Annotated in this window: 22 protein-coding genes; 14 read left to right on the top strand and 8 right to left on the bottom strand. The window is 64.5% G+C overall.

The features are described from left to right. Nucleotides 1–4: 4 nt before the first annotated feature. Nucleotides 5–808: an alpha/beta fold hydrolase gene (locus tag CJU94_RS22595; RefSeq protein WP_095420921.1), complete on the bottom strand. Its 804-nt coding sequence runs from the start codon at nucleotides 806–808 to the stop codon at nucleotides 5–7. Between the two features lie 298 nt (nucleotides 809–1106). After that, entirely contained in the window at nucleotides 1107–2009 is a 903-nt protein-coding gene (locus tag CJU94_RS22590) for a YihY/virulence factor BrkB family protein (protein WP_095420920.1), read from the bottom strand. Between the two features lie 198 nt (nucleotides 2010–2207). Between CJU94_RS22590 and CJU94_RS22585 the strand changes: the two genes are divergently transcribed. The 7 genes from CJU94_RS22585 to CJU94_RS22555 all read left to right on the top strand — a co-directional run bounded on the left by CJU94_RS22585 (nucleotide 2208) and on the right by CJU94_RS22555 (nucleotide 10930). After that, nucleotides 2208–3386: a ligase-associated DNA damage response exonuclease gene (locus CJU94_RS22585; RefSeq protein ID WP_095420919.1), complete on the top strand. Its 1179-nt coding sequence runs from the start codon at nucleotides 2208–2210 to the stop codon at nucleotides 3384–3386. Continuing rightward, a complete protein-coding gene (locus CJU94_RS22580; protein ID WP_095420918.1) occupies nucleotides 3383–5059 on the top strand; it encodes an ATP-dependent DNA ligase in 1677 nt (558 codons plus the stop codon). The genes CJU94_RS22585 and CJU94_RS22580 overlap by 4 nt, the downstream gene beginning before the upstream one ends. 351 nt (nucleotides 5060–5410) lie before the next feature. Further along, complete coding sequence (locus CJU94_RS22575; RefSeq protein ID WP_095420917.1) at nucleotides 5411–5860, top strand: response regulator; 450 nt, start codon at nucleotides 5411–5413, stop codon at nucleotides 5858–5860. A gap of 232 nt (nucleotides 5861–6092) precedes the next feature. Further along, nucleotides 6093–6959: an SDR family oxidoreductase gene (locus tag CJU94_RS22570; RefSeq protein WP_095420916.1), complete on the top strand. Its 867-nt coding sequence runs from the start codon at nucleotides 6093–6095 to the stop codon at nucleotides 6957–6959. Between the two features lie 175 nt (nucleotides 6960–7134). Beyond that, the gene (locus CJU94_RS22565) at nucleotides 7135–7683 is read left to right on the top strand and encodes a (2Fe-2S)-binding protein (RefSeq protein WP_095420915.1); all 549 of its coding nucleotides are present in this window, start codon (nucleotides 7135–7137) and stop codon (nucleotides 7681–7683) included. Next, nucleotides 7680–8684: an FAD binding domain-containing protein gene (locus CJU94_RS22560; RefSeq protein ID WP_095420914.1), complete on the top strand. Its 1005-nt coding sequence runs from the start codon at nucleotides 7680–7682 to the stop codon at nucleotides 8682–8684. The genes CJU94_RS22565 and CJU94_RS22560 overlap by 4 nt, the downstream gene beginning before the upstream one ends. Further along, on the top strand, nucleotides 8681–10930 hold the full coding sequence (locus CJU94_RS22555) for a xanthine dehydrogenase family protein molybdopterin-binding subunit (RefSeq protein WP_095420913.1): 2250 nt from the start codon (nucleotides 8681–8683) through the stop codon (nucleotides 10928–10930). Before CJU94_RS22560 ends, CJU94_RS22555 begins: the two co-directional genes overlap by 4 nt. Nucleotides 10931–11138: 208 nt before the next feature. On the opposite strand, the gene CJU94_RS22550 is transcribed toward CJU94_RS22555, so the two are convergent. After that, nucleotides 11139–11543, bottom strand: a complete 405-nt coding sequence (locus tag CJU94_RS22550; protein WP_095420912.1) for a PRC-barrel domain-containing protein — start codon at nucleotides 11541–11543, stop codon at nucleotides 11139–11141. Nucleotides 11544–11755: 212 nt separating this feature from the next. On the opposite strand from CJU94_RS22550, the gene glgX reads away from it, so the two are divergent. The 3 genes from glgX (at nucleotide 11756) to CJU94_RS22535 (ending at nucleotide 16563) form a co-directional block, all read left to right on the top strand. Next, nucleotides 11756–13972, top strand: a complete 2217-nt coding sequence (glgX, locus tag CJU94_RS22545) for a glycogen debranching protein GlgX (RefSeq protein ID WP_095420911.1) — start codon at nucleotides 11756–11758, stop codon at nucleotides 13970–13972. Nucleotides 13973–14120: 148 nt separating this feature from the next. Then, on the top strand, nucleotides 14121–14300 hold the full coding sequence (locus tag CJU94_RS22540) for a DUF2934 domain-containing protein (RefSeq protein ID WP_095420910.1): 180 nt from the start codon (nucleotides 14121–14123) through the stop codon (nucleotides 14298–14300). Between the two features lie 244 nt (nucleotides 14301–14544). Further along, nucleotides 14545–16563 (top strand): AI-2E family transporter, encoded by a 2019-nt coding sequence (locus CJU94_RS22535; protein ID WP_095420909.1) that lies wholly within the window; start codon nucleotides 14545–14547, stop codon nucleotides 16561–16563. Nucleotides 16564–16821: 258 nt separating this feature from the next. Here the strand turns inward: CJU94_RS22535 and CJU94_RS22530 are convergent, their stop codons facing one another. Further along, complete coding sequence (locus CJU94_RS22530) at nucleotides 16822–17004, bottom strand: hypothetical protein (RefSeq protein ID WP_095420908.1); 183 nt, start codon at nucleotides 17002–17004, stop codon at nucleotides 16822–16824. Between the two features lie 126 nt (nucleotides 17005–17130). Then, nucleotides 17131–18696, bottom strand: coding sequence for an FAD-dependent oxidoreductase (locus CJU94_RS22525; protein ID WP_095420907.1), 1566 nt, complete (start codon nucleotides 18694–18696; stop codon nucleotides 17131–17133). A gap of 277 nt (nucleotides 18697–18973) precedes the next feature. On the opposite strand from CJU94_RS22525, the gene CJU94_RS22520 reads away from it, so the two are divergent. The 3 genes from CJU94_RS22520 to CJU94_RS22510 all read left to right on the top strand — a co-directional run bounded on the left by CJU94_RS22520 (nucleotide 18974) and on the right by CJU94_RS22510 (nucleotide 22781). Continuing rightward, nucleotides 18974–21127, top strand: coding sequence for a hybrid sensor histidine kinase/response regulator (locus tag CJU94_RS22520; RefSeq protein WP_095422745.1), 2154 nt, complete (start codon nucleotides 18974–18976; stop codon nucleotides 21125–21127). A 144-nt stretch (nucleotides 21128–21271) separates the two neighbouring features. After that, complete coding sequence (locus CJU94_RS22515; RefSeq protein WP_095420906.1) at nucleotides 21272–21568, top strand: hypothetical protein; 297 nt, start codon at nucleotides 21272–21274, stop codon at nucleotides 21566–21568. A gap of 190 nt (nucleotides 21569–21758) precedes the next feature. After that, nucleotides 21759–22781 (top strand): alpha/beta hydrolase, encoded by a 1023-nt coding sequence (locus tag CJU94_RS22510; protein ID WP_095420905.1) that lies wholly within the window; start codon nucleotides 21759–21761, stop codon nucleotides 22779–22781. Between the two features lie 64 nt (nucleotides 22782–22845). Here the strand turns inward: CJU94_RS22510 and CJU94_RS22505 are convergent, their stop codons facing one another. The 3 genes from CJU94_RS22505 to CJU94_RS22495 form a co-directional block, all read right to left on the bottom strand. Further along, a complete protein-coding gene (locus CJU94_RS22505; protein WP_095420904.1) occupies nucleotides 22846–23865 on the bottom strand; it encodes a class I fructose-bisphosphate aldolase in 1020 nt (339 codons plus the stop codon). A 102-nt stretch (nucleotides 23866–23967) separates the two neighbouring features. Beyond that, on the bottom strand, nucleotides 23968–24387 hold the full coding sequence (locus CJU94_RS22500; protein WP_095420903.1) for a secondary thiamine-phosphate synthase enzyme YjbQ: 420 nt from the start codon (nucleotides 24385–24387) through the stop codon (nucleotides 23968–23970). Nucleotides 24388–24468: 81 nt separating this feature from the next. Beyond that, on the bottom strand, nucleotides 24469–24789 hold the full coding sequence (locus CJU94_RS22495; RefSeq protein WP_095420902.1) for a thioredoxin family protein: 321 nt from the start codon (nucleotides 24787–24789) through the stop codon (nucleotides 24469–24471). Between the two features lie 245 nt (nucleotides 24790–25034). Between CJU94_RS22495 and CJU94_RS22490 the strand changes: the two genes are divergently transcribed. Next, nucleotides 25035–25331 carry a DUF2628 domain-containing protein gene (locus tag CJU94_RS22490; RefSeq protein ID WP_095420901.1) on the top strand — a complete coding sequence of 99 codons (297 nt, stop codon included), beginning with the start codon at nucleotides 25035–25037 and terminating at the stop codon, nucleotides 25329–25331. Nucleotides 25332–25374 lie beyond the last annotated feature (43 nt).

Raw genomic sequence — 25374 nt, 5'->3', positions numbered from 1 at the left:
TGCGTTACAGGCGCATCGGCCCGAGAAATTCGTTCATGGCCGCCGCGCTCGCGCCGGGCGAACTCAGGTGCGGACAGTGGCCGACGTTTTCGATGAGATGCAAGGTGCTGCCGGGCATCATGCGGTGCATGTATTCGCCGACCGCGCGCGGCGCGATGATGTCGTCGCTACATTGCAGGATCAGCGTGGGCGTGACGGTGCGTGGCAGGATCTCGCGATGATCGGAAAGAAACGTGACGCGCGCGAATTGCCGTGCGATGTCGGGATCCGTGCGGCAAAAGCTGTTGGTCAGCTCGGCGCCGAGTTCCGGCTGCTCCGGCGCACCCATGATGGCCGGCGCCATCGTGCTCGACCAGCCGAGGTAGTTGCTCTCCAGCGTGCGCAGCAGGTCTTCGACATCTTCGCGAGAGAAGCCGCCTATGTAGTCGCCGTCATTCACATAACACGGCGACGGGCCGACCATGATATGCGCGCGGAAGAGTTCCGGTGCATCGAGGCTCGCGATCAGGCCGATCATCGCGCTCACGGAGTGGCCGACGAACACGACCGGGCCCTCGGCGACTTCGCGGATGATCTCGATCAGATCGATGGCGTAACCCTGGAGCGAGTTGTATTTGTCGACGTCGTAAGCGGCCAGGTCCGACGAGCCGCTGCCGACATGGTCGAACAGCACGGTCCGGTAGTCGCCATGAAACGACGGCGCGAGGTAGCGCCACATGGTCTGATCGCAACCGAAGCCGTGCGCGAGCACCATGGTCCGTTTGCCGCTGCCGGAAATCTGTAGGTTGTTGCGCTGGGTGATGCTCATGGTCTGTTCCTGAAGCCTGCCGGATGGAAGCGGCGATTGAGCGAGGCGCGCGCTTGAGCCGGTATTCAGCAGAATGTTACCGCAGTCTTGCCGCGAGGCCGTGTGCCTGTGTCTCTGCACGGGGGCCGCGGGTGACGCGGAGCGAGAGGTTGTGCGTCTGACGCGGCGACCGGGGTTTGGTTCCGAACGGGGGTGATCCGTGAGCGGCCGCCATGTGCGATGCAATCCGCATGAACCCTCGGCGCGGCGAAGGTTGGCTGACAGTCGGAACGCGGCTGGATTTCCGTTCCGGGTTGCATCAACCGGTCTCGATCTTCGGCTGCGGCGCCTCGAGTGGCTCGATGCCGAATCGTTCGTATTGCGAAATCACCTGAGCGCCGAATAGCAGCAGGGTGGCGAGCCATTCCAGACTGAACAGGATCACGATCGCCATGGTCAGCGACCCGTACACCACGCTGACTTGCGAAAGGGTCGCGAAATACCAGACCAGCACGTGCCGGGTGATTTCCCACAGCACGGCGGCGACTACCCCGCCGAACAGCGCATGTTTGAGCGAAGGGCGCCCGACCGGCATCACCATATAGATCGAAGTGAGCACGAAAATTTCGCCCGCGAGGCCGAGCAGATACAGCACGACACGTGAGAGTCCTTGCAGCGAAACATGCAGGCCGAACAGCTCGATGCCCTCGGCGCCGATCGCCTCGAGACCGCTCGACACGAAGGTGACGATCAGCAAGCCGGCGCCGAGAAAGAGAATGTAGCAATACGGCAGCATGGCCGACAACAGGAAGTGCCGCCGACGCACCACCACGCGGTGAACGAAGATCAGCGACATCGCGTTCTCCAGCACGGTGAAGGCGAGCGAGCTGAAGAAGATCATGGTGAGCAGCAGGACCCAGCCGATCACCGCGCGATGCGCGAGAAAATTGGCCAGCTCGCGCACCAGCGCATTCGACTGGCCCGGCACCAGCCATTGCAACAGATGCGCGAGCGCCGCCAGCAACACATGTTGCGGCACGACGCGCGACAGCACGATCACGATCAGGATCATCAGCGGCACGATCGACAGCAACGCGTAATACGCGACCGCGCCCGCGAGCAGCAAGCCCTGGTTCGCGCGGAAAGCCTTCAAGGTTTGCAGCAGGAACGCGCCGGGATGTTTCGCCACGAACAACGCGTGATCGTCGATGATGGTTTGCATGGGATCTCACCGCGCGCGTTGCGGGACTGCGGGAATGCAGGCCGTGTCAACGCGCTTGCCTTGTCACTTAAGCAAGTATGCGGCCATACTGGTTGCCGCTGTTGTACCGGCGTCGGCGGCGCGGGCAAAGTGCGCCGGGAATGCAGCTTGCTTCGCGGCTGTGTCGACGTTGCATCAACCTGCTTTCAGGACCTCCACTTGAATATAGCCTCTGACCACGCGGATCTCGTGGACCTGGTGGTTGCACGGCCCGAGGGACTGTATTGCCCGCCCGGCGACTTCTATATCGATCCGTGGCGACCCGTCGAACGGGCTGTGATTACCCATGCGCATTCCGATCATGCCCGCTTCGGGCATCGGCACTATCTCGCGTCGCGAGCGGGAGCGAACGTGCTGCTGTCGCGTCTGCCAGGCATTTCGCTGCAAACCCTCGCGTATGGCGAGCGGCTCGATCTGAACGGCACGACCGTGTCGCTGCATCCCGCGGGGCACGTGCTGGGTTCGGCGCAAGTGCGGATCGAACACCAGGGGCGCGTATGGGTTGCGTCGGGCGACTACAAGCTCGATCCCGACCCGACTTGCGACCCTTTCGAGCCGGTGCGCTGCGATACCTTCATTACCGAGTCGACCTTCGGGCTGCCGATCTATCGATGGGACGCGCCGCGAACCGTGTTCGACGGCGTCGATTCGTGGTGGCGTCATAACGCGGCGCAAGGACGCGCTTCGGTGCTGTTCTGCTATTCGTTCGGCAAGGCGCAGCGCGTGCTGGCGAGCGTCGATGCGGGCATTGGTCCGATCTTCTGTCACGGTGCCGTGGAGCCGCTCAATCGCGCGTATCGGGAGGCCGGCGTGCGCTTGCCGCCGGTGCGACCCGTCGCTGAGATACCGGTCAAGGACAAGGCGGTGTTCCGGCAGGCGTTGATCGTGGCGCCGCCGTCCGCGCAGGGGAGTGCCTGGCTCAAGCGCTTCGGCGACTACAGCGACGCGTTCGCGTCAGGTTGGATGCGGTTGCGCGGCACGCGTCGCAGACGAGGTGTCGACCGTGGCTTCGTGCTGTCGGACCACGCGGATTGGCCCGGTTTGCAAACCGCCATTCAGGCGACGGGCGCCGAACGCGTGATCGTGACGCATGGCTCGGTCGAGCCGATGGTACGCTGGTTGCGCGAGCAGGGACTCGAAGCGGGCGCGTTTGAAACGCAATACGGCGACGATACCGTCGAAGCGGATGCCGCGGGTGCGGATGAAGCGGCCGTGACGGGTAGCGTGCCGCTCGCGTTCAATCAGACGGGCGACCTCGACGGGCCCGCGGATCGCGACGCCGCCTTCGCCGACCCGGCCGACCCGGCCAATCCGACTAGCCCGGCGAGCCGCGCATGAAACGCTTCGCCGCCCTATACACCGCGCTCGACGCGACCACCTCCACGCACGACAAACTCGACGCGCTCACCAGCTATTTCGCCGTGGCCGGGCCGGAGGACGCGGCGTGGGCGTCGTATTTTCTGGCGGGCGGCAAGCCGCGCCAGTCGGTGCCGACGCGTTTGCTAAGCGAGATCGCCCGCGAGCGGGCCGGTTTGCCGGCCTGGTTATTCGAGGAGTCGTATCACGCAGTGGGCGATCTCGCCGAGACGATTGCCCATATCCTGCCGCCCGCGCAACGCAATTCCGAACTCGGTCTCACGCAATGGATCGAGCACCGCGTCCTGACCTTGCGCGGCGCGTCGCCGGAAGAGTTGCGCACGCGTTTGCTCAGCTATTGGGACGAACTCGATTGGGGCGGCCGCTTTCTGCTGACGAAATTGATAGGCGGCGGCTTTCGGGTGGGCGTTGCGCGTCAACTGGTGGTGAGGGCGCTGGCGGAAGTCGCGGGCGTCGATCATAAGCGGATCGCACAGCGCATGGTCGGCTGGACCGACTCGAAACAGCAGCCCGACGCCGCGCGCTATCTGCGTTTGATCGCACCCGAACCGACGGGTGGCGACGCGCAATCCGCCGAACTCCAGCATGACAGCGATCTCGGCTTGCCGTACCCGTTCTTCCTGGCCCATCCGTTGCAGACCGATCCGGGGACGCTCGGCGATCCCGCGCAATGGCAGATCGAATGGAAATGGGACGGCATTCGCGCGCAACTCGTCAAACGCGGCGGACGCTTCTGGCTATGGTCGCGCGGCGAGGATCTGATCACCGAGCGGTTCCCCGAAGTCGCGGCGCTAGCCGAGGCCTTGCCCGAGGGCTTCGTGATCGATGGCGAAATTCTCGCGTGGGAACCGGGTGCAACCGCGCCATTGCCATTCGCGCGCTTGCAACCGCGTATTGCGCGCAAGACGCTGACGAAAAAAATCCTCGTGGATTCGCCGGCCACGCTGCTTGCCTACGATCTGCTGGAAGCGCACGGCAAGGATCTGCGCATGACGCCGCTCGCCACGCGGCGAGCGCAACTGGACGCATTGGCAAGCGCCGTGGACGGCACGCTCGCGCGTGATCTGCTGCGCGTGTCGCCGCTCGTGAGTGCGCCGGATTGGCAGGCGCTCGCGGCGCTGCGCGAGCAGAGCCGGGCGCGCGGCGTGGAAGGACTGATGGTCAAGGAGCGTGAGTCGCTGTACGGCGTAGGCCGCACCAAGGCCTCAGGCACATGGTGGAAATGGAAGATCGACCCCTATGCGGTGGATGCGGTGCTGGTATACGCGCAGCGTGGTCACGGCCGCCGTGCCAGTCTCTACACTGACTTCACCTTCGCGATATGGGAGGAAGCGAATGGCGTGCGCACGCTCGTGCCGTTCGCGAAGGCTTATTCCGGTCTCACCGATGAAGAAATGCGCCAGGTGGATGCCATCGTGCGCAAAACCACGATCGAAAAATTCGGGCCGGTGCGCAGCGTCACGCCCACGCTGGTGTTCGAAATCGGCTTCGAAGGCATTCAGGCGAGCCCGCGGCATAAATCCGGCGTGGCGGTGAGGTTTCCACGCATGCTGCGCTGGCGCACCGACAAACATATCGACGATGCCGATACGTTAGCCATGTTGAAGGGCTTCATCGATGATCGTCCGGGATAACCCGCTGAGTAAAAATCCCTAAAGCTTCGCAAGCAGCCTCAAATACGCGGCACTAGTGCGCGCGGCCAGTGCCGCACGCACAGCCGTTATGCGTTTCATCGAAGCGCTCACGTCTGGTTGCACGAAACGCGTGCTGTCTTTAGGCGTTAATACCGGAAGCGGTGAATTATGGCGTGCGCTATGGTTGTGAAGTAAAGCGTAGGCGAAGGCGCACTGAGGGCGCCACGCTGCGCAATCCGAAGCCTTCGTCCGGCCCATGATGGACTTTGTCCGCACGCCGGGAGCGAATCTTGCGCGCGTGTTCCGAGGTGCCCGCGGGCGGCGCACGGTGGAAAGCCAAGGGAGAAGAAGGTGACGTTCGACGACCAGACCGATGATGACGACGACGTTGTAGTGTGGCGGCCTATCCGGTATGCGATGGTTTCGCATCGGCGTGTGCTCGTGGTGGACGATTACGAGGAAGCGGCAGACGCGCTGCAGATGTTACTGACCGCCGACGGCTTCGAGTGCCGCGCGCTCGAGGACCCGCTTGCAGTGTGCGAGATGGCGCGCGAATGGCAACCGTTCGCGGTGGTGCTCGACATCAAGATGCCGGGACTGGACGGGCTTGAACTGGCTCGCCGCCTGCGCGCCCATGCGTCGACTTCCCATATGCTGCTGGTGGCTTGCACCGCGTTTGCCTCGCGTGACGACCGGGCACGCGCCAGGGCGGCCGGTTTCGATGCGCATTGCGCCAAGCCTCTAACGCCAGAACGCCTTTTGCGGGTGCTCGAGTCGGCGGCGGCGCTCCCCATGAGGTAGGTCGGCCGTAAAGGCTGCGCACGCTTTGAAAAAATTCCCCATGCCGCCGATCCGGATCTGGGCGATGGATTAAAACAGGTGTCCGGCATTCAGTTCAAATTTCGTTATCCAGCATGACGAAGTTTTCGAGCCTGAGATAAAAACGCGGGTCCACGGGTTGCTGATTACGTTGCCATGCGGTGCGTCTTTTGCACACCGCGCATGTCATGTTTATCGCACCCGGAGATTCGTCATGAGCGACACGCAACGTCCCACACCGCCATTCCCCAAGCAACAACAGGATCACACGCCGGGGCGCACGGCAGAAATGCAACCGCAACCCGACCACGGCGAGCAATCCTATCGCGGCTCCGGACGTCTCGCGGGCAAAGCGGCGATCGTCACCGGTGGTGACAGCGGGATCGGCCGCGCGGTCGCCATTGCCTTCGCGCGCGAGGGCGCGGACGTGCTCATTTCGTACCTGAACGAGGACGACGACGCGCGCGAGACCGCGCGCTGGATCGAAGAGGCCGGCCGCAAAGCCGTCCTGCTGCCCGGCGACATCACGAACCCCGCGCACTGCAATGCGATCGTCGAGCGCGCGATCGAAGCGTTCGGCCGGCTCGACGTGCTGGTCAACAACGCCGCCTACCAGATGAGCTACCCCTCGCTCGATGCGATCAGTGACGAGGAGTGGGACAAGACCTTCGATACCAACATAGGCGCGATGTTCAGGATCACGCGGGCCGCGGTCGAGCATATGAAACCCGGCGCTGCGATCATCAACACCACGTCGATCAACGCGGATCATCCGAATCCGGGTTTGATCGCCTATGCGGCCACCAAGGGCGCGATCCAGAACTTTACCGGTGGCCTCGCGCAATTGCTGGCGGAACAAGGCATCCGCGCGAACTGCGTGGCGCCTGGCCCGATCTGGACGCCGCTGATTCCGTCCACCATGCCGCCGGAGAAAGTCGAAAAGTTCGGCGAGCAGGTGCCGATGAAGCGTCCCGGCCAGCCCGCCGAACTGGCGGCCGCATATGTGATGCTCGCGTCCGACGAGGCGAGCTATGTCTCCGGCGCGACGATCGCGGTCACCGGCGGCGCGCCGATCATTTAGGTTTGTTGAATATATCGGCCGGCAAGCCGGAACATGGGCGCGCCGGCTGCACGACGATGGCCTCGCGTGCACAGCGTTGCGGCGCGAGCGCTTGGCGACGTGCCACAGTGGCACGTCGCTTGCGCATCCCCGCTGTATTGCGTAGCGACCTGTCGCCAGAAGAAGGAGAATGCCCATGGATACCTCAACCGCCGGCACGGCGCTCGATCTCGCGCCGAGCGAAGTCGAACGCGTGCCGGTCACATTCGAAATCAACGGCAAGACCCAGCGTTTCGACGTGGAAGCTTGGACCACCTTGCTCGATCTGCTGCGCGAGCATTGTCATTTGAGCGGCACCAAGAAAGGCTGCGATCACGGACAGTGCGGCGCGTGCACCGCAATCGTGGACGGTCAGCGGATCAACACCTGTCTCGCGCTGGCGGCCGTGCACGACGGCGCGACCATCACGACGATCGAAGGCCTCGCCAATGGCGACACGCTGCATGTCATGCAGCAGGCGTTCATCGACCACGACGCGTTTCAATGCGGTTACTGCACGCCGGGCCAGATCTGCTCCGCTGTCGCCATGCTCGACGAGGGCCACGTCAAGTGCGCCGACGACGTGCGCGAACTGATGAGCGGCAACCTGTGCCGCTGCGGCGCGTACACGAATATCGTAGCGGCGATTCTCGATGCCGCCGACCTGCCGCACGAGCAGGACGGCGGCGCGGGAGTGCGCTCATGAACCGCTTCTCCTATAGCCGCGCGAGTGCCGTGTCGCAGGCGCTCGATCAACATCGCGCCCATGCAGGCGCGGCGTTTATCGCGGGCGGCACGAACCTGGTGGACCTGCTGCGCGAAGAGGTGACGCATCCGGCGCTGCTGGTCGATATCAACCGTCTGCCGCTCAGGCAGATCGAGGCGACCGGGGCCGGCGGCCTGAAGATCGGAGCGCTGGCGACCAACAGCGCGGTGGCGTACGACGACATGGTGGTACGACGCTATCCGCTGCTCGCCAAGGCGATTCTAGCCGGCGCTTCCGCGCAGATTCGCAATGCGGCGACAGTCGGCGGCAATCTGCTGCAACGCACGCGCTGCCATTATTTCTACGACGCCGGCACCCCCTGCAACAAGCGCGAGCCGGGCACGGGCTGTCCGGCGCTGGAAGGGGTGAGCCGCATTCACGCGATTCTCGGCGCGAGCGATCAGTGCATCGCCGTGCATCCGTCGGACATGTGCGTGGCGTTGGCGGCGCTCGATGCCACCGTTCATCTCGCGGGCAAGGACGGAACGCGCACGCTGGCGTTTGCGGACTTTCACCGTCTGCCCGGCGACACGCCGAATCGCGACTCGAACTTGCGCGACGACGAATTGATCACCGCTATCGAATTGCCGAAGCAGGGCTTCGCCACGCATCACGCTTACGTGAAAGTGCGCGACAGAGCCTCGTATGCGTTCGCGCTCGTCTCGGCGGCAGTGGGCGTCGAGCTCGACGGCGACACGATCGTGAACGCGCATTGCGCGTTGGGCGGTGTGGCGCACAAACCCTGGCGCGATCCCGCGGCGGAAGCCAGCTTGCGCGGCCAGCGTCTCGATGCGGCCAGCGTGCGCGATTTCAGCGCCATGCTGCTGCGCGGCGCGCAAGGTCGCCGCGATAACGCCTTCAAGATCGAGTTGTCTGCTCGCGTGATTGCGCGCGCGTTCGAACTGGCGACGCAACCTTCGTTCGAGGAGAGCACACCATGAACCGCGTCGAAACTTTACCGACTCCACGCGCGGTCGGCGTGCCGCATAACCGCGTGGACGGCCGGCTGAAAGTCACGGGTGCGGCGCACTACGCGGCCGATTTCACGGCCGTTGGGCTCACCTATGGTTTCGTCGTGTCGAGCACGATCGCGACCGGCCGTATCGTGTCGATCGATTCGTCCGCCGCGCTGCAGTTGCCCGGCGTGCTGCTCGTGCTGACTCATCAGAATCGCCCGCAATTGCCGCTCGAAGACAAGCCCTACAAAGATCTGGTCGCCCCGGGCGGCAGTCCGTTCAGACCGCTATGGGACGATCGCGTGTGGTACAGCGGGCAGCCGGTCGCGCTGGTGGTCGCCGAATCGCTGGAACTCGCGCGTCATGCGGCGTCGCTCGTAAAAGTCCGCTACCAAACGGCGCCGCATCGAACCGATCTGAGCGAAGCGGTGATGAGCGCCGTGCCACCGTCGACCGAAAAGGGCGGCTTCGAGCCGCCGCCCGCGGCGCGCGGCAATGCGGACACGGCGCTGGCGAGCGCCGTCGCGCGTGTGGATACTTTCTACAGCACGCCCGCGGAATATCACAATCCGATGGAAATGCACGGATGCACCGTCGTGCCGGATGCGCAAGGGCGCCTGACCGTTTACGAAAAGACCCAGGGCGTGGGCAACACCAAGTCGTATCTCACCAGCGTATTCGGCCTGAAAGACGATGAAGTACAGGTGATCGCGCCGTTTGTCGGCGGTGCATTCGGATCGGGCTTGCGGCCGCACTATCATCTGGCGCTCGCGGTCATGGCCGCGCGCGAACTGAAACGGCCGGTCCGGCTCACGCTCACACGCCAGCAGATGTTCACGTTTGCCCACCGTCCGCAATCCATCCAGCGCGTCGCGTTGGGTGCGGGTGCGGACGGCAGATTGCAGGCGGTGATTCACGAAGCGGTGTCGGAAACCTCGCACTACGAGGACTACTGCGACGTGGTCGTGAACTGGGCCGGCCAACTATATCAGTGCGACAACGTCACGATGGGCTACAAGGTCGCGCGAATCGACGTGCCGACGCCCGCGGACACGCGCGCGCCTGGCGCCGCGCAAGGCCTTTTTCCACTGGAAATGGCCATGGATGAACTGGCCGAAGCGTTGCAGATGGATCCGCTCGATCTGCGCCTGCGCAATTATGCCGAGCGCGACGCCAACAAGAATCTGCCTTTTTCGAGCAAGGCTTTGCGCGAGTGCTATCGCGACGGAGCGGCGCGCTTTGGCTGGGAAAGGCGGCCGCTTGCGCCGCGTGCGCGGCGCGAAGGTCACGAACTGATCGGCTGGGGCATGGCGACCGGGGTTTGGGACGCCATGCAGAACGAAGCGGCCGCGCGCGCGGTCATGACGCGCGACGGGCAGGTGAAAGTGTCGAGTTCGACCGCGGATATCGGCACCGGCACCTACACGGTCATGTGCCAGATCGCAGCCGACGCGCTCGGCGTATCGATTCACGACGTCAAATTCGAGCTCGGCGACACACGCTTGCCGAAGGCGCCGCTCGAAGGCGGCTCGTGGACGGTGTCGTCGGTGGGCAGCGCGGTCGAGGTCGCCTGCAAGCGGCTGCACAACCGGCTCGTCGAACTGGCGCGGCAACATGGCGGCGGACGGTTCGCAACCGTTGCGCGCGACGACATCCGCCGTTTGGACGACCGGCTCGTGTGCGGCGAGGGCGCCGACGCCTCGGTCACTATCGACGCACTGTTCAGCCGCGCCGGCATCGATGAGCTCGACGAGCAGGCCAGCGTGAAGCCGCATGAAAGACAACAGGCGTATTCGATGGGCACGCATTCCGCGGTTTTCGTCGAAGTGCGCGTGGACGAAACCCTCGGCACGGTGCGGGTAACGCGCGTGGTGAGCGCGATCGCCGCGGGCCGCATCGTCAATCCGAAGACGGCGGCCAACCAGATCGCCGGCGGCGTGGTGTGGGGCATCAGCATGGCGCTGCACGAGCATGGTCAGTTCGACCACACGCTCGGGCGGCAGATGAATCACAACTTCTCCGAATACCATGTGCCGGTGAATGCCGACATCCACCATATCGACGTGCTGTTCGTCGACGAACACGACGAGATCGTCAATCCGTTGGGTGCCAAAGGCGTGGGAGAAATCGGCGTGGTGGGCGTGGCCGCGGCAGTGAGCAATGCGGTGTGGCACGCAACCGGCAAACGGGTGAGGGCGCTGCCGATCACGTTGGACAAGCTGCTGGGCTGACGCGCATTCGTTCAGCAGTTTGCGTCGTCCGGCCTGGGCCTGCGCGTCGGCCCAGCTGTCGCGCCTTATGATGAAAGCGCATGAGAGCGTCCCCTCTCATGCGCGCATCACATCGATGGCGGGCCGTGACGACTGTGCCTCGGCCAATCCAGCCGGACCCTGGCAGGCCGGCCTCGAGTCCGGCGCCGAGGCGTGTAGCCGCAGCCGCTCAATCCGGTGCGTACTTGAACTCGGGCAGCGCTTCGAGCGACTTTTTGGTGGCTTCCGGCAGCATCACGCGACGGTTGTTGATCTGCAGGTCGTTGAACGGAACGGCGACAAGATGTTTGCCCATGCCGAGGAATCCGCCTACCGACAGGATCGCGTACGTGCTGCGATCCCCGCTCGGCGACACGATCAGGTCGTCCAGCGTGCCGATCGTATCCTTGTTCTTGTTATAGACATCCGCGCCGCTCAGCTTTGAGGCCCGGTAGCCGCTGGCGAGCTGGACCACGTCCGTGCGTTTTTCCGTGATTGCCTGGGGAGCACCCTGGGCGTACGCATTGCCGTACGAGGCGAGGGTGACGAGCAGCAATGCGCCGGCGGCCAGCGGGTTGATCTGGATTCTTTTCATGACGATATTCTCCCTATGTGGAGCCGGCGCTTTTCGCTGCGCACCATGTCGGCCTCGAATGAGCCAGCTTTCCCTAACGGCTGCAAAAGTTGTGCCGCGTCGACCGGCGTGGCGCGCCAATGCGGTCAGGTCTGAAACTTGCTGTTTCAGCAGGCTTGCCATTCACTGCATACAACACGCGCGTCAGCGCTCCAGTTTCCACAGGAACCCTTATGTCATCCCAAGCCAGCTACTCGACGCGCATCGCGGAAGGCACACCTTTTCCGCTCGGCGCGACATGGAACGGAAGCGGCGTCAATTTCGCGCTATTCTCGGCGCACGCCACCAAGGTCGAACTGTGTCTATTCGATGAAACCGGCGAAACCGAGATCGAACGCATCGAATTGCCGGAATACACCGACGAGGTGTGGCACGTGTTCGTGCCGAATCTCAAACCGGGCGCAGTTTATGGCTATCGCGTGCACGGTCCTTACGAACCCGAGAAAGGGCATCGCTTCAACCCGAACAAACTTCTGCTCGATCCGTATGCGAAGGCGCACATCGGCGAGCTCAAATGGGCGCCGGAAATCTTCGGCTATACGCTGGACTCCGAAGAAGGCGACCTGTCTTTCGACGAGCGCGACAGCGCGCCTTTCGTGCCGAAGTGCAAGGTGGTCGACGCCAATTTTTCGTGGAGTCATCCCGAGCGCAATGCGCTGCCGTGGGAGCGCGTGATTTTCTATGAAGCCCATGTGCGCGGATTTACCATGCGGCATCCGGAAGTGCCGGAAAATCTGCGCGGCACTTTCGCCGGACTCGGGCAGCAGGCCGTGCTCGACTACATCAAGAGTCTTGGTGTGACGTCGGTTGAATTGATGCCGGTCCAGACCTTCGTGAATGACAGTTATCTGCTCGATAAGGGCCTCACCAACTACTGGGGTTACAACACGATCGGCTTCTTCGCGGCCGATCCGCGCTTCTTCGCGTCGTCGATCGATTCGGTGGGCGAGTTCAAGGAGATGGTGGACCGCTTTCACAACGCCAATCTCGAAGTCATTCTCGACGTGGTGTACAACCACACGGCTGAAGGAAACGAGCGTGGACCGACCATCTCGTTCAAGGGTATCGACAACGCGTCGTACTATCGTCTGATGCCTGAGGAGCCGCGCTATTACATCAACGACACCGGCACCGGCAACACGTTGAACCTGTCGCATCCGCGCGTCTTGCAGATGGTCACCGACAGCCTGCGCTACTGGGTGACGGAAATGAAGGTGGACGGTTTCCGTTTCGACCTTGCCACGATTCTCGGGCGTGAATTGCATGGTTTCGACGAAGGCGGCGGTTTCCTCGACAGTTGCCGGCAGGATCCGGTGCTTTCGAGCGTGCGGCTCGTCGCCGAGCCGTGGGACTGCGGTCCCGGCGGTTATCAGGTCGGCGGTTTTCCGCCCGGCTGGGCCGAGTGGAACGACCGCTTTCGCGACACCGTGCGCGAATACTGGAAGGGCGACGAAGGCAAGGTCGCCGATCTCGCCACGCGCCTGACCGGTTCGGGCGACCGGTTCAACCATCGCGGCCGCCGTCCGTGGGCCAGCGTGAACTTCATTGCCGCGCACGACGGCTTTACGCTCAACGATCTGGTCTCGTACAACGACAAGCACAACGAGGCCAACGGCGAGGACAACAAGGACGGCCACTCGGACAACAAGTCCTGGAACATGGGCGTGGAAGGTCCGACCGACGATCCGGAGATCCGTCAGCAGCGCGAGCGCCAGAAGCGCAATCTGCTGGCCACGCTGTTGCTTTCGCAAGGCACGCCGATGATTCTGGCGGGCGACGAGTTCGGCCGCACGCAGAAGGGCAACAACAACGCCTATTGCCAGGACAACGAGATCAGCTGGGTCGATTGGGAAGCGATCGACGACGACGGTCGCGCGCTGATAGAGTTCGTCAAGAATCTGACCACGCTGCGCCACCGTCTGCCGGTGTTGCGGCGCGGCCGCTTTCTCACCGGCGAATACAACGAGGCGCTGGATGTCACCGACGCGCGGTGGCTCTCTCCGGACGGCACGGACCTGTCGCAGGAACAGTGGGACGACCCGTCCATGCGCTGTTTTGGCGTGGTGATCGACGGCCGCGCGCAGGCGAGCGGCATTCGCCGTCCTGCCTCCGACGCGACCTTGCTGCTGGTGCTGAATGCGCATCACGATGTCGTGAATTTCACGCTGCCCGACATTCCCGAGGGTGAGCAGTGGACTTGCCTGCTCGATACCAACATGCCGGTACGCGCCGAATTACCGCACTTCGCCGCCGGCGACGCGTATCAGGTGACCGCCCGCTCGCTGCTGCTGCTCGCGCTCGAAGCGCCGAGCCGCGCCACCCAGCGGGTATTCGACCGGCTCGAAGAACAGCTCACCACCGACGACAGCGTCGCCCCCGCACAGGCCTGACGAACGGACACGCGGACCGCGTCGAGCCACGCGCTAGCCGGGTATAGCGCTTGCTCGATTGCGAATGACGGCGCGCGAGCTGCCTTCGGCGGCACGCGCGCCGTACAACCGTTAACGGTCTTCGCCAGTTCTAACCGAGGGTGATCAAATGGAACAGGAACAAACCTCTCAAGAGGAGCAGATTCGCACGCGAGCCTATTACCTGTGGGAGCAGGCAGGCGATCAGAAAGGCACGCCTGACGAGTATTGGGAGCAGGCGCGCGCTGAAATAGAAAAGGAGGCGCCGCCGACGGAAAGTGGGCCGGTGGGTGAGAGGTCCGCGCCATGAGTAGCGTGCGCTGCGCCGGTGGATGCGAAACGGTGACAGCGTCGAATAGAAGATCGACAGAACGCTGAACGCAACATGATGTGCAGCAGCGCGTTGCAACGTCGACGCTCGCGCGGCGCGCCGCCGCGACACCGTCGTCGCTTGCAACCCGCTTGCAACCCGTTTGCAACCGTTTTCAACGCGTCCAACCTGTGACGCCTGACAAGAACAGGAACCGAATAGAACCGGACAGATCATTCGCCCAATGAAGGACATACCCGACCCGCGAGGCGTGAGACCCGCCGCCCGCATACAAGCTCCGCCCACGGCTTTCGGTCTGGATAGCCTGATCGCGCTCGCGGTGGGCGTCACGGTGGTCGCCTGCCTGTACTTTGCGAGTGCCGTGCTGATTCCGATCACGCTCGCGATCCTGCTCAGTTTCCTTGTCGCGCCGCTTGCCGACGCGCTGACGCGTTTACGGCTCGGCCACGTGGCGTCTGTTTTCGCCGCGGTGGTGATTTCCGTGTCGGTGATCGGCATGCTCGGCGCGGTGATTGCCACGCAACTCAGCGATCTGGCGGCCGGCATGCCGCGCTACCAGGCCACCATTGAACAGAAGATGGAAACCGCGCACAGCCTGACCATCGGCAAGCTGGACCGTTTTGCCAATGCGGCCGGCCAGGCGCTGCAGCGCGCGACGGTCGAGCCGCCGCAACCCGCGCAGCGCGACTCGGCGTCGTCCGGCGGCACGCAGTCCACGGCCAAAGTCCCCGCCGCCGTTCCCGTCGAGGTGCGCGAACCGGTGCCGACCCCGTTCGAGCTCGCGAGACGCGTGCTGTCGCCGGCCATCAGCCCGCTCGAAACGGCGTTCATCGTGTTCGTGGTGATGGTGGTGATCCTGCTGCAACGCGACGATCTGCGCGACCGCGCGATCCGCCTGTTCGGCTCGCGCGATCTGCACCGCACGACTACCGTGATGGACGAGGCCGCGCGCCGTTTGAGCCGTTATTTCGTTTCGCAACTCGGGCTCAACGCGGGTGTCGGCGTCGTCATCGGCGCGGGGCTTTTTCTGATCGGCGTACCGAGTCCGATTCTGTGGGGCATTCTCGCGGCGTTGCTGCGGCTCGTGCCGTATGTCGGCATCTGGATCTCCGCGACGCTGGCCACCGCGTTGGCCGCCGCCGTGAGCCCTGGATGGACGATGGCGATCTGGTCACTGGCGTTGTTCGTCACCGTCGAATTGCTCGTGGGCCAGATCGTCGAGCCGCTGCTGTACGGACGCAGCACGGGTCTCTCGCCGTTTTCCGTGGTGGTCGCCGCGATTTTCTGGAGCTGGATCTGGGGGCCGATAGGGCTGATTCTCTCGACGCCGTTGACGCTATGTCTGCTCGTGCTCGGCCGGCACGTACGTCGCCTCGAGTTTCTCGACGTGCTGCTGGGCGATCAGCCGGCGCTCACGCCGGTCGAAAACTTCTATCAGCGAGCGCTGGCGGGCGACCCTGACGAAGCGATCGAACAGGCGGAGACCTTGTTGCGCGACCGGTCATTGTCGGCGTACTACGACGAGGTGGCGATCAAAGGTTTGCAACTCGCGGCAAACGACGTGGTGCGCGGCAGCGTGACGGCCGTGCAGCTTGCGCGCATCGAAGCGACCACGAACGACCTCGTCGATGTGCTGGACGGCTACGAGGACCGCGAGCCGGCCACGCACGCGGGCGATGAAAACTGGGGCGTGGTGGGACCGATGGCGCCTTCGGCCGTGGACGAAGCGCAAGCCCAACCGCCAAGCCCGCGCAGTGTTGCTCCCGCCGCTATGGAAGAAAACGCCTCGAGCCAGCCGCCGCTCGCGGCCAGCAACCGGGTGCTGTGCATCCCCGGACGCGGCCCGCTCGACCCGTTGGCCACGACGCTGCTGCTGCAGTTGCTGGGCAAGCATGGGTTCACGTCACGGGCATTGCCGCACGAGGCCGCCTCGCGCGCATCGATCGACAGTCTCGACGCGGACGACGTCGGTATCGTCTGCATTTTCTATCTGCAGATCGACGGCATCCCGTCGCATTTGCGCTATCTGGTCAGGCGCATTCACGCGCGGCTGCCCAACGTGTCGATCGTCGTCGGACTGTGGGCGCTGGAGGATACGGAGAAGTGGAGCGCGGATCTGCAAACCGCAATGGGAGCGGAGTGTTATGCCACCTCGCTGCAGGAGATCGTGGCGGCTTGCAAGCGCGTCGAGTTGAACAGGACTCGCGCCGAGGAAGCGGTGCCCTTGATCGCCAATGGCTAACGGGGCCGCGCCGTGACCCGCCGTGGCCCGCTGTGACCACCCTCGCGAGGACGTCATCCGCCGTGACGAGAGATCGACGTTCAGGTTTTCGCCAAGGCCATGACGCGACGTGACGCTGCCAGACGACGCCTTGCGCGTGCGGGTTATCTGAAGCTACGAGAGCAGTGCCGGCTACCGGGCATGATCACGGCCGGCCGCACAAGGAAAAAATCGCCCGTACGCAGGGCGTCCGGGCGATTCAACCTCGGTCGGCGAAGCTCAGTGGTCAGCCTGTTTCCTGGTTGCCGGCTTGTCTTGCGAAGCGGCGTCCTTGTCCGGCACGATCTTCGTGGTGCCGCCGGTAGACGGCGGGTCGCTGGCGGGGAAGCTGTCTTCGACCTCGCGATCGATCTGCTTTTCGCTCTTGTTCGAGTTCGGGTGCTTTTCCTTATGCTCAGTCATCGTGTTTCTCCTTCAGGTCATTGAGTCATCATCGAGGCAGCGTGGCAAACCACGCGGCCCTATCCAGGTATCCATCTGTTCCTGCAGGGCGCTGCGGCGCCGCGCGGGCTGTTCATATTCGTTTGGTCAATGGGCCAGGCACGACGCACCGCTGATCACGGCGAACGCCTGCGCGCGCGACACGCCTCGTGCCATCGCGTCGATCAGGCGCGCGGTCTGCGCTTCGCGCTCGCAGGCGAGTACCGCGACCACCTTGTCGTCCTTGACATAGAGGGCGATGAATTCCTGCTGATCGAGTTCACCGTCCACCACGATCTCGTCCCACTCGCTCGCATGGCCGAGATATTCGAAGCGTTTGCCGAAGTGATAAGTCCAGAAATAGGGCACGCCCACATAGCGATGGCGCGCGCCGCACATGTTTTCCGCGGCAATACGCGCATGTTGCTGGGCGACCCGCCAGTGTTCGATGCGCAACGGTTCCTCATCCTCATGCAAGGGAAAGGCAGCGATATCGCCCGCCGCATAGAGGCCCGGCGCGGCCTGCATGCCCGCGTTGACGAGCACGCCACCGTCTTTCTGCAGCGGCAGTCCTTCGACAAAACGGGTGGCCGGCGCGACACCCGTGCCCAGCAGGACGAGGTCGGCCGTGATATGGCCGCCGTTCTCAAGCATCACTTGTTGCACGTCGTCTTCTTCGCCGTCGAGCGAGGCGACCTTGGCTTCCAGACGGAACACCACGCCATTGCGCTCATGCAGTTCGCGGAACATGGCGCCCACGCGCTCGCCGAACTGTTTCGCGAACGGCACTTTCTGCGGCGAGATGACGGTGACTTGCACGCCGCGCTTACGCAGCGCGGACGCTGTTTCGAGTCCGATGAAGCTGCTGCCGAGAATCGCCACCTGGGTTTGACCGGCGTCGTCGCCGATCGCGTCGGCGAGCGCGGCGGCGTCGTCGAGACTGCGCAGCACGTGCACGCCGCCGAGTTCGATGCCCGGTAGCGCCGGCAGCTTCGGCACGCCGCCGGTGGCGAGCAAGGCGGTGTCGTAGATCAGTTGTCCGCCAGTTTCGAAATGAATCGTGCGGGCGGGCACATCGAGCCGTGCGACTCGACTGACGATCCGCTCCACGTCGTGCCGTTCGAGCCAGTCTGGCGCGAGAAGCGGCGGCACGTCGGCTGCGGCCATTTCGCCGGACGGCACGAATTTGCTCAGCGCGGTGCGGTCGTAGGGCGCGTGCGGCTCGGCGCCGATCAGCGTGATGCGGCCGCCAAAGCCGCATTCGCGCAAGGCCGCGCATGCCGCCGCACCCGCCGCGCCAGCGCCGATCACGACGTAATGCCGTTTTTCCCCGCTTGCGGTGCGCACCGGTTGGGGCAGTTTTTCCGGCGTGACCATCACATCGTCGCCCGCAACGACCACGGGGTAGCGATCGAGCCCGACGAGGGCAGGCGGTTCGAGCACATTGCCCGTGGCGACGTCGAACGTGCCCTTGTGCCACGGGCAGATGATCCGGCCGCGGCAAAGCGCGCCTTCTTCCAGCGCCGCGCCGGCATGCGGACAATCGGCGGAATAGGCGTGCACCGTGTCGCCGTCACGCACCAGCAGGATCTGTTCGCCATCCACCACGACGCGTACAGCGCGCTCCGATCGCAATTGCGATAGCTGGGCGACGCGTCGGGCAATCGTGGTCATGGCTTGCTCCTCACGGAGAATGAAAAGTGGACGGCAAGACGCGCACTCATGCCGGCACCGCAGCACGCCTTTCGATCCTGCTGGATGCCCGTGGAGCAGCAATCCATGTGCCCACGCGCCGGCCTCGGCGCAAGCGCCGCCTCTCCATCGCGCCCGCTATGGAGAACGCCTGAAGTGCGGTAAATTCCGGGGAAAGGAAATGGCGCACGAGCCGCGCGCGACTCATGGCGCGGCGTGTCATTCCCGACCATCTCGACCTTTCACGGAGACCTTGATCGTGCAGCGTGCGGAACGTGCCGCAGTAGATGTCCCGATGCCGTCGCGCAATTTCGCGGCAACGCGGCGCATGTTGCTGATCGTGCTCGCGGCGTCGATTGCGTTTCCTCTCTTCTGCCTGGCGGGCTACGGCTACTTCGACTACCAGCGGCGCGTGGCCGATGCGAATGACATGATCGAGCGGCTCGCGCGCGTTGCCGAGGAACAGGCCGTGAAGGTGCTGGACCTCAATCAGCAGATGTCCTCGCGCATCGTGGAGTTGCTCGGCAACGAGACCGAAGCGCAAATTCGCGCGCGTGAAGCTGCGTTGCATCAACGCCTGCGCGAGATCGGCGGTGACTTTCCGCAGGTGTCGTCCATTTATCTGCTCGGCGCGCAAGGTGATCTGCTGGTGTCGAGCCGCGCTTTTCCCGCCCCCGCCATGTCGATCGGTCAGCGTGAAGACTTCACGTCCGCCAAGGCGATGCGTCCGCAGCCGTATTTTTCGCTGCCCATGTTCGGTCCGGTTTCGCAGAACAATGTGTTCAGCACGGCGACCGGGCGTTCGGACGCCGACGGCCGGTTTCTGGGCGTGGTCTCGGTGGCGCTGCGCAACGAGTACTTTTCGCGCTTCTATCGCGAACTGACGAATGGCGACCCGTCATTGGCGCTTGGCCTGTATCGCCAGGACGGCAATCTGCTGGTGCGCTATCCGCCGTGGCCGCGAGGCGCGAAGCTCGGTCCGCAAAATAAATTCGTACAGGCGTTGCGTGACAAACAGCTGTTCGGTCACGTCCGCCTGGAGTCGCCGGTGGACGGCGTGGAGCGCCTGCTCGCGTTTCGCCGCGTGGGCGACTATCCGCTCTATGTGATGAGCGCTTACGCGACCTCGTCCATCGGCGCAGCATGGCGGCAGCACTTCATCATGATCGCGGCGCTGACAGCCGTGCCTTGTATCGCCGTCTGGTTGCTGGTGCTTTATTCGCTGCGTCAGCTGGAAGGCGAGCGGCGCGCGTGGGAACGCTGGCAGGGCGAAGTGGCGATGCGTCTGTCGGCCGAAGCGTCGAGCCGGCAACTGCAACGCATGGGCGCGCTCGGCAATCTCGTCGCGAATGTCGCGCACGATTTCAACAATCTGCTGATGGTGGTCTCCGCCAACACCGAACTCGCGCGGCTCAAGCGCTTTAACAACGTGGAGAAAGAAGTGCTCGCGGTGGAGCGCGCCACCGCCACGGCTGAATCGCTCACGCGGCGTCTTCTGAGCGTGGCGCGCAAGCAGCCGCTCAAACAGGAGCCGCTCGATCTCGCCACGTGGCTGCCCGGCGCCGCGCCGCTGATCGACGCGGCGCTCGGCGACAACGTGGAGTTGGCGCTGAACATGGTCGATAACGTCTGGCAGGTGCTGGCCGATCCGACCGACCTCGAATACGCGATCATGAACCTGGCCGTCAACGCGCGCGACGCGATGCCGCACGGTGGGCGCTTCGTGATTCGTTGTCAGAACAACCGGCTGGTCAGCAGCGATACCTTGCTGCCCGACGGCGAATATGTGCTGATTGCCTGTTCCGACGACGGCGAAGGCATGCCCGAGGCCGTCGTGCGCCGGGCCTTCGAGCCGCTCTTCACCACCAAGCTGCGCGGCTCGGGGACGGGCCTCGGCCTCGCGCAGGTGCTCTCCATGTGCGAACAGGCGGGCGGCACGGCAAAGATCGACAGCGTGCCGGGCAGCGGCACCACGGTCAGGCTGTATCTGCCGCGATATCGCGAGCGCCAGAAGGCGCCCGCGACGCAACTCGACACGGCGCGCGCGGCAGTGCCTGCGTCGAGCAGCGTGGTGCTGCTGGTGGAGGACAACGAGGACGTGGCCGCGGGCGTGGCAGCGGTACTCGAAACCTTCGGCTGCGAGGTGCGCCATGAACCGACCGCCGATCAGGCGCTCGAGGTGCTCACGGGCGGCGCGCGCTTCGAACTCGTGCTCTCCGATATCCAGATGCCGGGCCGGCTCAACGGCATCGACCTCGCCGAGAAAGTGCGCAGTGCGTGGCCCTCGCAGAAGATCGCATTGATGACCGGCTACGCTGACGAACTCGAACGCGCGCGCCGGCTAGGTGTGGCGATTCTTGCGAAGCCGTTCAATATCGACGAGTTGCACGCCCTCGTGGCTTGCGAACCGTAAGGCTCGCAAGCCACGGCGTGATCCGTTGCATGTTCGAAGTGTTTCATGACTCGCGGCACAGCCCTTGCTGGGAAGAAGACGAGGCATGCGCCTTTGGCTGGGTCGGCCGGCGCAGCCCGCTTCCTTTTCGAACCGGAGAGAGTCATGACCATGATTAACAAAACCCGCAACGTATTGCTTATTTCGTCTTTGCTCGCCGCTTCCTCGCTCGCCATGGCTCAGGGTGCCGGCGGTGGTGGCGGCCCGGCCGGCAACGATCCGAACGGCGGCACCACGGCCGGCACGACGCGCGAGGGCGGCGACATGCAGGCATCGGGCGCGAAGGCGCATTCGAAGTCGGCCAAGATGCATCATACGAAGTCCTCGAAGGCGAGCAAGCCTGCAACCGACTCCACCAACACGCCGGGCGCGGACGCCAGCAGCGATACGAAGGGGCAGTGACGACACAGCCTGACGCGGCGCTGGAGCGCCGGGGCGGGCTGTGCGCCGTGGTGCCTGGTGCGCGGCGTCTTCGGCGCACCGTCATCTCACGGGTATAGCGCTTGCTCGAATTCCCCGGCATCCACGGTCGTCGCGGGCGGCGTTCAAGAGCTTCGATGGATCCGTGAACTCTTCCATCAGGAGCCTGGCCATGACACTCGGTGACACCATCAAAGGCATGGTCGGCATGGATCCCACGGGGCATGCCGATCCCGACATGAAAGCCGTGCTCGACGCGCTCAAGAGTCTGAACCCGAAGCCGATCGAGGATTGCACCGTAGCCGAAGCAAGACAGCAACCGACGCCCGCCGACGCCGTCAAAAAGCTGATGAGCGACCCCGCGTTCAGCGCGCGCCCCGCGCTGGAACTGGAGGCCGTGCGCACCACGGACCTCATGATTCCCGGCGCGGCAGGCAGCAATCCAGCGCGCGTCTATACACCGCAAGGCGAGGGGCCGTTCCCGGTGATCCTGTATTTTCACGGCGGCGGCTGGGTGCTCGCCGACCTCGATACCTACGACGCCACCCCGCGTTCCATGGCCGCGCAGAGCCGGGCGATCGTGGTCTCCGCGCACTACCGGCAGGCGCCGGAACACCGGCTGCCCGCCGCCCACGAAGACGCGTTCGCCGCGTGGCGCTGGCTGGTGGGCCATGCGGCGAGCCTCGGCGGCGACGCGGGCAAGATCGCGATCATGGGCGAGAGCGCCGGCGCCAATCTGGCGCTCAACGTAGCGATTCACGCACGCGACACGGGCATGCGCATGCCGATGCACCAGGCGCTGATCTATCCGGTGGCGAGCAACAACATCGTGTCGATCTCCTATGAGGAGAATCGCAATGCCCGGCCCTTGAACAAGCCGATGATGCTGTGGTTCCTCCATAACGTGATCAACAGCGAGAGCGATCTCACCAGTGAGTTGATCGACGTGGTGAGCGCCGACCTGTCACGTTTGCCGCCGGCGGTCGTGGTGACGGCGGGCATCGATCCGCTGCGCTCGGACGGCGAGAAGCTCGCACAGAAGCTGCACGGCGCGGGCGTGCCCGTCGAGCATCGCAACTACCGGGGCGCGACCCACGAGTTTTTCGGTATGGCGGCGGTGGTGCAGGCGGCGCGCGATGCCCAGGCGTTCGTGTCGCTCGCGCAGCGCCAGGCGTTCGGCGGGGCGCCGCTTTGATGCGAGCGCCCGGCCCGTCGCCCTCGATCGATCGCCGCACGCAACGGACCGTGCGGGGCCGCGCCTAACTTTTCTCCTGCGACGCCTCGTACCTGCCGAGGGCGGCGGCGCTGTTCAGCCGCGCGCGTTTGAGCAGCGCCTGCTGGGCTTGTTCGACGTGGCTCGCCTCGCCCTTCCACGCCTGCAGCGGCGGCTCCTGCAACGCGCGGCCGTATGAAAAGCTCAGATTCCACGGCAGCGCGCCGAGACGATTCATGGCGTCGAGATTCGCGGTCGCCTCTTCAGGCGATTGACCGCCGGACAGAAACACGATGCCCGGCACCGCCGACGGCACCGTGCGCTTGAGCACCCGCACCGTATGCGCGGCGATGTCGGCCGTCGTCGCCTGGTGCGCGTGTTCGGACCCGGCGATCACCATGCTCGGCTTGAGCAGAATATGTTCGAGGACCACGCGATGCCGGTGCAGCGCATGGAACACCTCGTGCAGCACGGCCTCGGTGACCTCGGCGCTGCGTTCGATGCTGTGTTCGCCGTCCATCAGCACTTCCGGTTCGACGATCGGCACGATGCCCGCCTCCTGCGAGATGGCGGCGTAGCGCGCCAGCGAATCGGCGTTCGCCTCGATGGCGAGCCGGCTCGGCAGGCTCGCCGTGATGTTGTAGACCGCGCGCCATTTGGCGAAACGCGCGCCTTGCCGTTTGTAGTCGACGAAACGGCGGGCGAGTCCGTCGAGGCCTTCGGTGATCTCGTCGCCCGGAGCGAGCGCGAGCGCAATCTTGCCGAGGTCCACCTTGATGCCGGGCACGATGCCGTTTTTCGCGGCGAGTTGAGGAAACGGCGTGCCGTCGTCCGCTTTCTGGCCCAGCGTTTCTTCGTAGAGGATCACGCCGCTCACGAATTCGCCGAGACCTGGCGTGGTGAGCAGCAGGTTGCGATAGGCGCGGCGGTTTTCCTCGCTCGATTCGAGGCCGATCGTCTTGAAGCGTTTGGCGATGGTCGGGCCGCTTTCGTCGGCGGCGAGGAGGCCTTTGCCGGGTTGAACCATCGCCTTGACGGTGGCTTGCAGCTCGCTACGGGTGTCCATGAGGTGTGCTCCCTTTAATCCGGTTTGCGGATGAAATGTTGCAGCCAGTCCCGGTCAACAACACGTCTCGAACCGACACGGCCACGGCCGGGGACCGCGCCGTCATTCCCCGATCAGATGCAGCACGATGTCCCGCTGCTGCGTATGACGGCGATGTTCGAAGAGATACAAGCCTTGCCAGGTGCCGAGCACCATCTGCCCATGTTCGACCGGCACCGATAACTGCACCTGCGTGAGCGCCGTGCGCAAATGGGCCGGCATGTCGTCGGGGCCTTCGGCGTCGTGTTCGTAGCGCTCGGCGTCTTCGGGCGCGAGGCTCGCGAAGTAGCGCTCCAGATCGCGTTGCACCGAAGGGTCGGCGTTTTCCTGAATCAGCAACGAAGCGGACGTATGGCGGCAAAAGAGCGTCAGCAGGCCGGTCTCGATGGCTTGCGCGGACACGAAGCGGCGCACCTCGCCGGTGAACTCGACGAGCCCGCGGGTGCGGGCCTTGACGCTCAGATGATGGATGGCTTGGCGCATGATAGGGGATCGGTGGGTCTCACGTGAAGCGGGCGCGGGGCGGTGCGCGGGCGCGGGTGTCGCGCCGCGTGCAGCCTGGCGTCAGAGCGACGTGAAAGCGTCCGCGATTTGCGTCGCGCTGGACGGGCGCACCACGCGCGCGAGTTCGGCGCCGTCGCGCATGAGGATCAGCGTAGGCCAGAGCTTCACCTTGAACGAGCGGCCCAGCGGCCGGCCCGGACCGTCTTCGATCTTCAGGTGCCTGACGCCCGCATGCGGTTCGAGCGCCTGGGCAATCGATGCTTGCGCCCCCTGGCAGTAGCCGCACCAGTCCGTGCCGAATTCGACGATGGTGGTGCCCGGCAGCGCGTCGAGCTCGGCGCGCGAAGGGGCTTTGGATGAATAGGCGGTTTGCGTGGCCATGCGTGCTCCGAAGCGGTTCAACCTGTGCGGGCAAGGCGCGCCGCGGTGGCGTTCCCTGCGCCTGAATTTGCCAAGAGTATCAGCTATGCCGCGGATCGTCAGGCAGCGCGGCGCCGGCCGATGTGCGGCCAAGCACGCGGCGGGGTGAATTTCTCGCGAACTTATCCGCTTGCCGGCGCGACGTGGTAAACACTCGTCGGGGGCAGCCGCGACGCGGCGGCGCATCATCGTGGTCGGGAAAGGACATGGGCGAAAGGATTTATCTGCGGTATCCGGGCAAGGACGAGACCGTCGCGGTCGCTACGGGCTTCAGTTGGGGCGCGTGCCTGTTGGGCTTCATCTGGGCGCTGTCGAAGAAGATGTGGTTGGCGGCCTTCGTCATGCTGGCGGTCAATCTGTTGCTGTTCTGCTCGGGATTGTGGGGCGAAACCGCGGACCTGATCGGACTGGTGCTGTCGGTGCTGTTCGGCATGGCCTGCGGCATGTATGGCAATCAGTGGCACCGCTGGACGCTGGAAAAGCGCGGCTACGTCGTGCTGTGAGCGCTGCGGCGCCGCGCGGGAGCGAATATTGCTGGGACGAGGC

The sequence above is a fragment of the Paraburkholderia aromaticivorans genome, assembly GCF_002278075.1.
GTDB classification, from domain to species: Bacteria; Pseudomonadota; Gammaproteobacteria; order Burkholderiales; family Burkholderiaceae; genus Paraburkholderia; species Paraburkholderia aromaticivorans.
Note: the sequence above shows the minus strand (reverse complement) of the source record. Positions and strands in the feature narration are given on the sequence as shown.